Below are 12,173 nucleotides of genomic sequence, written 5' to 3'. Positions count from 1 at the left end.
GCAGTTCCCCGCGCCCCTGACGGGGCGCTCCGGCTGGACGGTGTCACATTCGTCCCGGCAGTCCTCCTTGTCACGACTTCCGGGGATTTTCGTACGCGCGGGAACCCGGCTCCTCCCCCGTCCGTCGAACCCGCAGGCTGCCGGGAGAGTCTCCGTGGTGTGGTGTCGGCCCTCGCTGCTGGCTGCGATCGCCGACCTACCCTCTCCGCCGCACCACGGCCGTCGGCCCGCCGCCATCGACGTGCCCCCCTCCAATGCGCCGATGGCGGCCCCTTTCTGGTTACTGTGCATTCCCCACCAAAAGGAGCGCACGTGCCCTCCAGACGCACCGTTCTCGCCGCGACCGCGGGCGTCACCGCGGGACTGGCCGTCGGCACCGGCGCGGATGCCTTCGGCGCCGGCGACACGAACTCCGACGACAAGAAGCTCCGGGCGATCGTCGCGCGGATGACGGTCGAGGAGAAGGTCGGCCAGCTGTTCGTGGCGCGGTTCTACGGGCACTCGGCCACCGACCCCGACCAGGCCGACATCGACGCCAACCTCAAGGAGATCGGCGTCCGCACCGCCGTCGAGCTGGTCGCGAAGTACCGCATCGGCGGGATCATCTACTTCACCTGGACGCACAACACCCGGGACCCGCGGCAGATCGCCGAGCTGTCGAACGGGATCCAGCGGGCCTCGCTGGCGCAGCCGCGCGGCCTGCCCGTCCTGATCGCCACCGACCAGGAGCACGGCGCCGTCTGCCGGATCGGCAGGCCCGCCACCCTCTTCCCCGGCGCCATGGCCATGGGGGCGGGCGGCTCCCGGGCCGACGCCCGCGCCCTCGGCCGGATCTCCGGCGCCGAGCTGCGCGCGATGGGCGTCCGGCAGGACTACTCCCCCGACGCCGACGTCAACGTGAACCCGGCCAACCCGATCATCGGCGTACGGTCCTTCGGGGCCGGTCCGGACGCGGTCGGGTCCCTGGTCGCCGCCGAGGTGCAGGGGTACCGGGACGCGGGCGTGGCGGCCACCGTCAAGCACTTCCCGGGGCACGGCGACACCGCCGTCGACAGCCACACCGGCTTCCCGGTGATCACGCACAGCCGGGAGCTGTGGGAGAAGCTGGACGCGGTCCCGTTCCGGGCGGCGATCGCGGCCGGCGTCGACTCGGTCATGACCGCGCACATCCAGTTCCCGGCCCTGGACGGCTCCGGCGACCCGGCGACCCTCTCGCACCCCGTCCTCACCGGCATCCTGCGCGGCGAACTCGGCTACGACGGGGTGGTGGTGACCGACTCCCTCGGGATGGCGGGGGTCCGCACGAAGTACGGCGACGACCGGGTGCCCGTGCTCGCTCTCCAGGCAGGCGTGGACCAGCTCCTCGACCCGCCCCACCTGGACATCGCCTGGAACGCCGTCCTCAAGGCCGTACGGGACGGCGAGCTGACCGAGGCCCGGCTGGACGAGTCGGTCCTGCGGATCCTGCGGCTGAAGTCCCGGCTGGGGCTGCTCGACCGGCCGTACGTGCACGAGAAGGACGTCGGCCGGGTGGTCGGCACGGCGCAGCACCTCGCCGCCGCCGACCGGATCGCCGAGCGCACCACCACGCTGCTGGTCAACGAGGGCGGCCTGCTCCCGCTGTCCCGCCGTACGCACGGCACGGTGCTGGTCGTCGGCGCCGACCCGGCCTCCCCGTCCGGTACGACGGGACCGCCGACCGGCGTGCTCGCCGCCGCCCTCACCGAACTGGGCTTCGCCGCGACCGCGTTGTCCACGGGCATGGACCCCTCCGCCGCCGACGTCGACAAGGCGGTCGCGGCGGCGCGGGGAGCGGACGCGGTGGTCGTCGGGACGTACAACGTGACGGCGGGCGGCGGGCAACAGCGGCTGGTGGAACGGCTGGTCGCGACCGGCGTCCCGGTGGTGGCGGTGGCGGTGCGCAATCCCTACGATGTCGCCCAACTCCCCTCCCTGAAGGCCTGCTTGGCGACCTACTCGTGGACCGACGTCGAACTGCGGGCTGCGGCACGGGTGATCGCGGGCCAGGTGGCACCGCACGGCAGGCTGCCGGTGCCCGTACCGCGGGCGGACGATCCGGCGCAGGTGCTGTACCCGATCGGCCACGGGCTGACGTACTAGACGTACGTCACGGAACCGGGCGTAACACCCACATCAGGCGGAAAGCCTCCCGGACAGCTGGCGTGGGCCGTGACCGCGGGCCACGCTGGCAAGGGGGGTCGGTATGCGCAGCAGGCGTTTTGCGGGGGTTCTGGTGACGCTGGCCGTCGTGCTGCTGCCGGCCGGCTGCCGGACGTCCTCGTCCGGGGCACCGGCGGGCAGCGCCCGGTCGACGGCGAGCCCGACGCTGCCCGGGTACGGCACGCAGTTCCTCGCGGTCGACGAGTGCAGCTCGTTCGGGACCGCGAGCTTCACCGAGGTGCCCTGCGGCGGCGAACGGGCGGCGGCCCGGGTGATCGCCCGGTACGACGGCGCCGTGGCCGACGGGCCGCTGTGCCCGGCCACCACCGACTTCGTGCTGCACATCGGCGCCCAGCACACGGGCGGCGACGAGGACGGCGACGGAACGATCCCGCAGGGCTACGCCTGCATGCGCAACCTGGAGCCGCCGCACCCGGGTGACCCCGGCGGGGGCGGCGGGCCGCGCACGATCGTCGGCGACTGCGTCTACGGCTCCGGCCACGGCCAGGTCCGGGAGACCGTCTGCGACGGCTCGGGGAAGCGGAAGCCGCAGTACCGGGTGGTGCGGGCGGTGACCTCGCGGGACGCCTGCCCGGCCGCCACCGCCCTGTACGTCCAGCTCGGCGGCGAGCACCCGGTGGGCTGCGCCCGCCGCGTGTGAACGCGGGCGGGCCGCCAGAAGCACGGCCGGGCACGCGGCCTCACGACATCACGGAAAGGCGGGGCGCCCCTCAGCAGAGGATCCATCCCGAGCTCACCGAACTCCGCCCCACCGTGCCCCGCACCCACACGCACCGGTGCCCGGCGTGGACCGTGACCGGGCCCGCGCGGTGGCTGTACTTGCCCTTGTCGACGACCGGGCGGTTGCCGCGGGCCTGGACGCTGACGGACATCGTCCGCCTGCCGCCGGACTTCCTGGGGAGGGTGATCGCGCAGACGTAGCCGCCCTGCCGGTAGACGTGCACGGTGCCGGTGGCGAAGGACAGGGTCCGCACCTCGCGCCCGGCGCAGTTCGCGGCCGTCGCCGCCTGGGCCTCGGCCGGCGCCACGAGGGCGAACACCCCGGAGGCGGCCAGCACGGCCGCACCGAGCGCCAGCCGCCGACGTATCGCACCACTGTCCACAGTCGTCCCCTCCCGTACCGCAGCTGTGCACCCACCATGACCGTACAGATGTACGGACGCCCGACGTATGTCGGATGGTTGCACGGCCGTCAGGGACGCGAGTCCACCGACCCCTGCGCACGGCCGCGTCGCCTCAGGAAGCGGCGAGGCGGGCCATGACGGCGTCGAGGGCGAGGTCGAGGGTGAACTCGAACTCGGCGTCACTGTCGAAGCGGGCCAGGTCGGCGGCGGCTTCGGCGACGCGAGGCAGGCCCGAGCGCTCCAGCACGGCCTGGCGCTGCGCGATGCCGGGAGCGTCGCTCACGCCGTACGTGGGTCCCGCGTGCACCTCGCGGAGCAGGGTGCCGATCAGCGTGGCGACCAGGCTGCGCAGGATCGAGACGGCCTCGCGCCGCGGACAGCCCGTGGCGCGGAGGGCGGCGAGGACGGCGTCGACCGGGGCGAGCCCTTCGAGCGAGGCGAGTTGGCGGGTGAGGACGAGCTGCGCCGCCCGGGGATGGGCGAGGGCGCGGTCACGGAAGGCGTGGCCGATGGCGCACAGGTCGCCGCGCACGTCTCCGGTGGGCTCGGGCAGGCTCATCGATCCGAGGATCTGTTCGGCCACCGCGTCGAGGAGGCCGTCCTTGCCGGCGACGTGGTTGTAGAGGCTCTTCGGGTCGACGCCGAGGATGCGGGCGACGGAGCGCATGGAGACCGCGTCGATGCCGTCCAGGTCGATGACCTCGAGGGTGGCTTTGACGATCGCGGCGCGGTTCAGCAGCGGCGCCCCCTTGGGCGGGCGACCCCGTCGGGGCTCTCGTGGCTCGGTCATCACCCCATGATGCCCGCCGCGATGCCCCACAATGACGCCCGCCATTGAATTAATCCACGGCGTGGGTATATTTGGCCCAGCCCAGTTAATACCCACGACGTGGGTAAAGAGGGAAGGAGCCGCGATGCGATTTCCGTGGGGTCCCGGTGAGGTGGCCGACCTGCCGACGGTCGGCACCGGCATCGACACCCTGACCGACCTGTCGAGGTCGGACGAGCCGCCGGGCGTCCGGTTGCGGACGGCGCGTGCCCAGGCGCGGGCGTTCCGTGCCGAGTTCGCCCCGACGGGTACGCCGGACACCGTCGTCACCTGCGATCTGGTCACGCTGCCCTACCCCACGCGGTTCGGCCTGTTCCGCGCCTCGCGCGCGATCGCCCCGTTCCTGTCGATCACCAACCGCATGCTCGTCATCCGGTGGCGGGAGGGCGACGGTCGCCCGCGGGTGCTGCTCTTCGAGCCGAGCGACGTCGAACTGGGCCGCTACACGCCCTACTTCGACAACCTCGCCCGGAAGACGCCGAGCGTCATCGAGCGACGGATGGTCCGCGAGCACGGCACGGTGCCGGGGCACCTCGCCCGGCTCGGCATCCGGCCGGACGAGGTCGACTACCTGATGTTCGACCACCTGCACACGCAGGACCTGCGCCGCTGGGTGGGCACGACCGCCCACCAGGACGATCTCGACGCCCGCCCGCGGGCCGCGTTCCCCCGCGCCAAGGTCGTCGTCCAGCGGGACGAGCTGGCCGGCATGGCCGAGCTGCATCCGCTGCAGCGGCCCTGGTACCAGCCGGACACCTACCGCGACGTCCCGCCCGAGGCGTTCCTGCCGATCGACGGCTCGGTCGTCCTCGGCCCGGGCGTGGCCGTGGTCAAGACGCCGGGCCACGTCTTCGGCAACCAGAGCCTCGTCCTGAACACGTCGACCGGGATCTGGGTCAGCAGCGAGAACGTCATCGCCGCCGAGGCCCTCACCCCCGAGCACTCCCGGCTGCCGGGCATCGCCACATGGGCGCGGGGATGGCAGCAGGAGGTGGTGCTCAACGCCAACACCATCGAGACCACCGCCGACCAGTACAACTCCGCCGTCCTGGAGAAGACGCTGGCCGACCGCAGCCAGGCCGACCCGCGCTTCCTGCAGTTCTTCCCCTCCAGCGAACTGACCGGCGCCTGGACGAACCCCGGCACGACGCCGACGTTCGGCCACGGTCACATCACCCACGGCGTCCAGCCGGTCTGAGGAGGCCACCATGTCGCGATTCACCCTGCCGCCCGAACCCGTGCTGCGCGCCCGCGAGAAGCTCGTGCTCGACCACTTCCACGACGAGGTCAGCCAGGACTGGGACGCCACGCTGTCGACGTTCCCGCATCCGCACTACGAACTGATCGCCCAGATGACCGTCCACGACGGCGACGCGGAGGTGCGCGAGTACTACCGGGACACCCGCGTGGCCTTCCCCGACCAGGACCACGAGATCATCGCGTTCCGGCACAGCACCGACGCCGTGATCGTGGAGTTCTGGCTGCTGGGCACCCACCACGGGCCGCTCGGCGGGATCCCCCCGACCGGGTCGAGGCACCGCACCCGTATGACGGCGTACTTCGTCTTCGACGAGCACGAGCACCTCGTCACCGAGCGGATCTACTTCGACCGGCTGACCATCCTCAGGCAACTGATCGGCGGCGTCGACAAGCGCACCCCGCGCGGCCTGCTCAGGCTGCTCCGCATCCTCAGGGGTCTGCGCTCGATGTCCGGTCCCGCACCCGACCCGCGGCTGCTCACGACCACGCCGCCCGACTTCGTCCGTTGACGACCACCGACCAGAGGAGTTCACCGATGCCCCCGACGACCACCGTCACGACTCCGGCCACCATGCGCGCACTCGTCGGCGGCAAGGGAGACACCTGGAGCCTCGAAGAGACCGCACTGCCCGCACAACTGGGAGCCGTCCGGATCCAGGTCCACGCGGCCGGCCTGAACCGGGCCGACCTCTACGCTCTCGAAGGCACCTACACCGCCAACTCGCAGGGCGAGGGGCCGTTCACGGCCGGCATGGAGGTCGCGGGCGTCGTCGAGACAGGGAGCCCGCTGGCACCCCACCTGCCCGCCGGAACCCGGGTCATGGGCATCACGGTCGGCGCGTTCGCCGACTACGCCCTGTGCCATCCGCGGCTGGTCGTCCCGATCCCGGACCGGCTCGGCTTCGAGGAGGCCGCGACCCTCCCCGTCGGTCTCGTCACCGAGCACGACGCGCTGGTCACCCAGGCCGGGTTCACCGCCGGGCAGTCCGTACTGATCGTCGGCGGCACCAGCTCGATCGGCCTGATCGGCATCCAGCTCGCCCGAGCGCTCGGAGCGGGCACCGTCATCGCCACGACGACCGCCGACACCAAGCGGGCCGCCCTGCTGGACGCCGGCGCGGACATCGCCGTGAACACCGCCACCGAGGACCTCGCCGCCGCGGTCCTCGCCGCCACGGACGGGCAGGGCGCCGACATCACCCTCGACCACGTCGGCGGGGAGCTGTTCGCCGTGCTCCCGGCGGCCACCGCGATCGGCGGCACCGTCATGAGCATCGGGCGGCTCGCCGGACCTGTGACCGCCCTCGACCTGGACACCGTCGCCTTCCGCCGCCAGAAGCTGGTCGGCACCACCTTCAGCATCCGCACCCGCGCCGAACTCGGCGACGTGGTCGCCGCGTTGGGCGAGCACGTGCTGCCCGCGGTCGCCGACGGAAGGATCGCCCCCCGCCTGGACACCGTCCACCCGGTGTCCAGGGCCGACGAGGCCGCCCGCCGGCTCCGCACCGGCGACGCCACCGGCAAGGTCGTGATCTCCTTCGCCGACGCCCACACCGGACCGGCGCCCGCCCCGAGCCCGGTGGCGAACATGTTCGGCAGCATCGCGCAGATCGGCTACGTCGTCCGCGACATCCGCGCGTCGATGGAGAACTTCACCAGGGCGGGCATCGGCCCGTGGTTCCACCTCAGGGGCGTCCGGCCCGGGGACTTCACCTACCAGGGCAAGCCCTCCGACCTGGTCATGGACGTGGCCGTCGCCAACAGCGGCGACATCCAGATCGAGCTCATCACCCCGGTCAACGACGCGCCCTCGATGTACCGGGACTTCCTCGCCGCCGGCCACGAAGGCGTCCAGCACCTCGCCTACTGGAGCGAGAACTACCAGGAGCTCTACGACCGTGCCCGCGCCGCCGGATTCACCGTCGGGCAGGAGGGCCGGCTCGGCGGAGCCGACGGACGGTTCGCCTATCTGCAGACCGAGCACCACCCCGGCACCGTCATCGAGATCTCCGACACCGGCGGCGCCAAGAAGGTCGTCTTCGACCTGATCAGGCTGGCCGCCGCCCACTGGGACGGCACCCAACCGATCCAGGAGATCGACGCCTCTCTCCTCGGCGGCGATCCCGCCGCCATGGCCGCGACGCTGGCGGCGTTCGGATGAGGGTCCACCACCTGAACTGCGGCACCATGCGTCCCTGGGGCGCGCCCGAGGGGCTGGTCTGCCATGTCCTGCTGGTCGAGACCGGCACCGGACTGGCCCTCGTCGACACCGGTCTCGGTCTCCTCGACAGGGCCGCACCCGGCCGGCGGTTCGGACCGGCCCGGCACTTCGTGCGCCCCGTGTTCGAGGAGTCCGAGACGGCCGTCCGGCAGGTCGAGAGGCTCGGCCTCGACCCGGCGGACGTCCGCGACATCGTGCTCACCCACTACGACGCCGACCACGTCGGCGGGCTGACCGACTTCCCCTGGGCACGCGTCCACCTCACCGACGCCGAGGCCACCGCGGCGCTCCATCCGGTCACCCGTGTCGAGAAGGGGCGGTACAGGCCCGCGCAGCGCGCCCACGCCCCGGCGTTCGTCCGCCACACACCCGAGGCGGGCGAGGCCTGGCGCGGGTTCGCGGCCGCCACCGAGCTCACCGGGATCTCGCCCGGCATCGTGCTGATCGGCCTGCCCGGACACACCCGCGGGCACGCCGCGGTCGCCGTCGACGCCGGCGACCACTGGGTGCTCCACGCCGGTGACGCGTTCTACCACCACGGCCAGGTCGACGGTGTCGGCAGGGCGCCGAAGTCGCTGCTCGCCATGGAACGTGCCGTCGCCCACGACTGGCGCAGAGTACGGGCCAACCACGAGCGGCTGGCCGAACTGTGGCAGGCCGCCGACCACGACCTCCTGCTCGTCAACGCCCACGACCCGGGCCTGTTCGCCGCGGCCCGGGCCGCCGGGTGAGAGCCGGGCGGCCGGGTGGGAGAGGTCAGCGGGTCGCGCCCACCGGCTCCTCCGGTTCCTCTTCCTCGGGCCGGCCGATGAAGGTACGCCACAGTTCGGCGTACCGGCCGTCGAGGGCCAGCAGCTCGTCGTGGGTGCCGTCCTCGGCGACCCGGCCGTGGTCCATGACCACCACCCGGTCGGCGCGGGCCGCGGTGGTCAGCCTGTGCGCGACCACGAGGGTGGTACGGCGGCCCGTCAGGCGGTCGGTGGCCATGTTGACCTGGGCCTCCGTCGCCAGGTCCAGGGCGGCCGTCGCCTCGTCGAGGAGCAGCACGTCGGGGTCGACCAGTTCGGCGCGGGCGAGGGCGATCAGCTGGCGCTGGCCCGCGGAGAGGTTACGGCCGCGCTCGGCCACCTCGTGGAGGTAGCCGTTGTCGAGGGTGGCGATCATCTCGTGGGCGCCGACCGCGCGGGCCGCCGCCTCCACCTCGGCGTCGGTCGCGTCCGGGCGGCCGTAGGCGATGGCGTCCCGGACGGTCCCGGGGAAGAGGTACGCCTCCTGCGGGACGACCCCGAGCCGGTGCCGGTACGAGGTGAGGTCCAGGTCGCGCAGGTCCGTGCCGTCGACGGTCACCCGGCCGCCCGTCGGGTCGTAGAACCGCGCCACCAGCTTGACCAGGGTCGACTTCCCGGCGCCGGTCTCGCCGACGAAGGCGACCGTCTGCCCGGCGGGGACGGTCAGGTCGATGCCGCCCAACGCCGCGTCGCCCTTGTCGGCGGCACCGTACGCGAAGTGCACGTCCTCGAAGGCGATGTCGCCGTGCAGCGAGGTCACGGCGAGGGGCTCGGCCGCGGACTCGGTCGACGTCGGCTCGCGCAGGAGTTCCTGGATGCGGCCGAGGGAGACGGTCGCCTGCTGGTAGCCGTCGAAGACCTGGGAGAGCTGCTGGACGGGGGCGAAGAACAGGTCGATGTAGAGCAGGTAGGCGACCAGCGCGCCGGTGGTGAGGGTGGCCGCCTCCACCCGGTGGGCACCCGCCATCAGCACGCTCGCCGCGGCCACCGACGACAGCAGCTGGACGAACGGGAAGTAGACCGATATCAGCCACTGGCCCCGGATACGGGCACGGCGGTAGTTCTCGCTGCGCTCGGTGTAGCGGTGGCGGCTGTCCCGCTCGCGGCGGAAGGCCTGCACGATCCGCAGGCCCGACACCGACTCCTGGAGGTCGGCGTTGACCACCGACACCCGCTCCCGGGCGAGCTCGTACGCCTTCACGCTCGCCCGGCGGAAGAAGAAGGTCGCGAGGATCAGCGGGGGCAGGGTGGCGAAGACGACGAGGGCGAGCTGCACGTCGATCACCAGCAGGACGACCATGATGCCGAAGAAGGTGACGACCGAGACGAAGGCGGTGACCAGGCCCGTCTGCAGGAAGGTGGACAGCGCGTCCACGTCCGTGGTCATCCTCGTCATGATCCGGCCGGTCAGCTCCCGCTCGTAGTAGTCGAGCCCGAGCCGCTGGAGCTGGGCGAAGATCTTCAGACGCAGGGAGTAGAGGACCCGCTCGCCGGTACGGCCGGTCATCCGGGTCTCGCCGATCTGCGCCGCCCACTGGGCGAGCACCGCGAACAGGCCGAGCAGCGAGGCCGCCCAGACCGCGCCAAGCGCCATCCTGCTGACGCCCTGGTCGATGCCGTGCCGGATCAGGACCGGGAGCAGCAGGCCCATGCCGGCGTCCACGGCGACCAGGCCGAGGCTGACCAGCAGGGGCGCGCCGAAGCCGCGCAGCAGGCGGCGCAGGCCGTAGGAGTCCTCGGGACGTACGGCGCCGGCCTCGTCGATGTCGGGGGTGTCGGTCGCCGGGGGCAGCGCCTCGACCTCGGCGAGGAGTTCGGGAGTGGCGGGGGTGCCGGCGAGGGCGAGGTCCCGGGGCGTACGGTCCCCCGTCCACAGCCGCGGGGTCACGCCGCGCTCGGCGTCGAACTCGGCGTCCAGCTCGTCCCGCACGGACGTGTCCTCGCGCGAGACGGCCGGGAGGGCGTGCCCCGGGGAGACCCCGCCCAGCTCGTCGGGGTCGGTGAGGAGCCGGCGGTACAGGGCGGACCGCTGCTGGAGCTCCTCGTCGGTGCCGATGTCGGCGAGCCGGCCGCCGTCGAGGACGGCGATGCGGTCGGCGAGGTTGAGGGTGGAGCGGCGGTGCGCGATGAGGAGGGTGGTGCGGCCCCGCATCACGTGGGCGAGGGCCTCGTGGATCTCGTGCTCCACGCGGGCGTCGACGGCCGAGGTGGCGTCGTCGAGGACGAGGAGGCGGGGGTCGGTGAGCAGGGCGCGGGCGAGGGCGATGCGCTGGCGCTGGCCGCCGGAGAGGGTGAGGCCCTGCTCGCCGACCTTGGTGTCGTAGCCGTCGGGCAGCTCGGCGATGAAACGGTCGGCCTGGGCGGCGCGGGAGGCGGCGCGGATCTCGTCCTCGGTCGCGTCGGGACGGCCGTACGCGATGTTGTTGCGGACCGTGTCGGAGAAGAGGAACGAGTCCTCCGGTACCAGGCCGATCGCGGCGCGCAGCGAGTCGAAGGTCAGCTCGCGGACGTCGTGGCCGCCGATCAGGACGGCGCCGTGGGTGACGTCGTAGAAGCGCGGCAGGAGGAGGGAGACCGTGGACTTGCCGGAGCCCGAGGAGCCGACGACGGCGAGGGTCTCGCCCGGCCGGATCTCGAAGCTGAGCCCTTGGAGTACGGGGCGCTCGTGGTCGTACCCGAACGACACGTCGTCGAACTCGACGGTCGCGGGCGCGTCGGCGGGGAGGGTCTTGGTGCCCTCCTGCATGGTCGGGCGGGTGTCGATCAGCTCCAGGACGCGCTCGGTGCCGGCGCGGGCCTGCTGGCCGACGGTGAGGACCACGGCGAGCATCCGGACCGGGCCGACCAGCTGGGCGAGGTAGGAGGAGAAGGCGACGAAGGTGCCGAGGGTGATGTGCCCGCGGACGGCGAGCCAGCCGCCGACCGCCAGCATGGCGACCTGGCCGAGGGCCGGGACGGCCTGCAGGGCCGGGGTGAATTTGCTGTTCAGCCGTATCGTGCGCAGCCGCCCGGCGAAGAGCCGGCGCCCGACCTCCCTCAGCTTGCCGGTCTCCTGCTCCTCCTGCCCGAACCCCTTGACCACGCGTACGCCGCTCACCGCGCCGTCGACCACACCGGCCACGGCGGCGGCCTGGGCCTGGGCGTACCAGGTGGCGGGGTGGAGCTTGCTGCGGCTGCGTTTGGCGATCCAGTACAGGGCCGGGGCGACGGCGAGGGCGACCAGGGTGAGCGGCGGTGACAGCCAGGCCATGATCGCGAGGGAGATCAGGAAGAGCAGGACGTTGCCGATGGTCATCGGCAGCATGAAGAGGAGGCCCTGGATCAGCTGGAGGTCGCTGGTGGCCCTGCCCACCACCTGGCCGGTGGACAGCTCGTCCTGCCGCCGCCCGTCGAGCCGGGTGATGGTCCCGTACATCTCGGTCCGCAGGTCGTGCTGGACGTCGAGGGCGAGCCGGCCGCCGTAGTAGCGGCGGACGAAGGTGGCCGCGTAGACGAGGACGGCAGCGCCGATCAGGGCCCCGGCCCAGGGCCCCATGGACCGGCTGTGATCACCGATGACATCGTCGATGATCACCTTGGTGATCAGGGGTACGACGGCCAGCACCGCCATGCCGGCCAGCGAGGACCCGAGCGCGAGCACGACGTCCCTGGGATGGCGCCAGGCGTATCCCGCCAGCCTGCGCGCCCAGCCGTCCTGCTGCCGCTCCCCCTGCCGCCGCTCCCCCTGTTGCGCTGCCACGCGGGTGCCC

The 12,173-nt window shown here is 72.6% G+C and carries 9 protein-coding genes; 6 read left to right on the top strand and 3 right to left on the bottom strand.

Going from position 1 to position 12,173, the window contains the following annotated elements; genetic code table 11:
* Positions 1-312 precede the first annotated feature (312 nt).
* Positions 313-2,121: a glycoside hydrolase family 3 protein gene (locus ABZ887_RS16205; RefSeq protein ID WP_361288948.1), complete on the top strand. Its 1,809-nt coding sequence runs from the start codon at positions 313-315 to the stop codon at positions 2,119-2,121.
* Between the two features lie 103 nt (positions 2,122-2,224).
* The gene (locus ABZ887_RS16200; protein ID WP_361288945.1) at positions 2,225-2,842 is read left to right on the top strand and encodes a hypothetical protein; all 618 of its coding nucleotides are present in this window, start codon (positions 2,225-2,227) and stop codon (positions 2,840-2,842) included.
* 70 nt (positions 2,843-2,912) lie between these two features.
* Here ABZ887_RS16200 and ABZ887_RS16195 read toward each other — a convergent pair whose 3' ends face one another.
* Both ABZ887_RS16195 and ABZ887_RS16190 read right to left on the bottom strand, forming a co-directional pair.
* A complete protein-coding gene (locus tag ABZ887_RS16195) occupies positions 2,913-3,305 on the bottom strand; it encodes a hypothetical protein (protein ID WP_361288942.1) in 393 nt (130 codons plus the stop codon).
* 133 nt (positions 3,306-3,438) lie between these two features.
* Complete coding sequence (locus ABZ887_RS16190; RefSeq protein ID WP_361288939.1) at positions 3,439-4,116, bottom strand: TetR/AcrR family transcriptional regulator C-terminal domain-containing protein; 678 nt, start codon at positions 4,114-4,116, stop codon at positions 3,439-3,441.
* A gap of 124 nt (positions 4,117-4,240) precedes the next feature.
* Between ABZ887_RS16190 and ABZ887_RS16185 the strand changes: the two genes are divergently transcribed.
* Genes ABZ887_RS16185 through ABZ887_RS16170 form a run of 4 tightly spaced genes read left to right on the top strand, consistent with a single transcriptional unit; the run spans position 4,241 to position 8,367 of the window.
* Entirely contained in the window at positions 4,241-5,353 is a 1,113-nt protein-coding gene (locus ABZ887_RS16185; protein ID WP_361288936.1) for a hypothetical protein, read from the top strand.
* 10 nt (positions 5,354-5,363) lie between these two features.
* Complete coding sequence (locus tag ABZ887_RS16180) at positions 5,364-5,924, top strand: ester cyclase (RefSeq protein ID WP_361288933.1); 561 nt, start codon at positions 5,364-5,366, stop codon at positions 5,922-5,924.
* A 26-nt stretch (positions 5,925-5,950) separates the two neighbouring features.
* Positions 5,951-7,576 (top strand): zinc-binding dehydrogenase, encoded by a 1,626-nt coding sequence (locus ABZ887_RS16175; protein ID WP_361288930.1) that lies wholly within the window; start codon positions 5,951-5,953, stop codon positions 7,574-7,576.
* A complete protein-coding gene (locus ABZ887_RS16170) occupies positions 7,573-8,367 on the top strand; it encodes an MBL fold metallo-hydrolase (protein WP_361288927.1) in 795 nt (264 codons plus the stop codon). Before ABZ887_RS16175 ends, ABZ887_RS16170 begins: the two co-directional genes overlap by 4 nt.
* Before the next feature lie 25 nt (positions 8,368-8,392).
* Here the strand turns inward: ABZ887_RS16170 and ABZ887_RS16165 are convergent, their stop codons facing one another.
* Complete coding sequence (locus ABZ887_RS16165; RefSeq protein ID WP_361288924.1) at positions 8,393-12,163, bottom strand: ABC transporter ATP-binding protein; 3,771 nt, start codon at positions 12,161-12,163, stop codon at positions 8,393-8,395.
* Positions 12,164-12,173 lie beyond the last annotated feature (10 nt).

The sequence above is a fragment of the Streptomyces sp. NPDC047061 genome (genome assembly GCF_040643955.1).
Taxonomy (GTDB): Bacteria; Actinomycetota; Actinomycetes; order Streptomycetales; family Streptomycetaceae; genus Streptomyces.
This window is presented reverse-complemented; position numbering and strand designations above follow the sequence as displayed.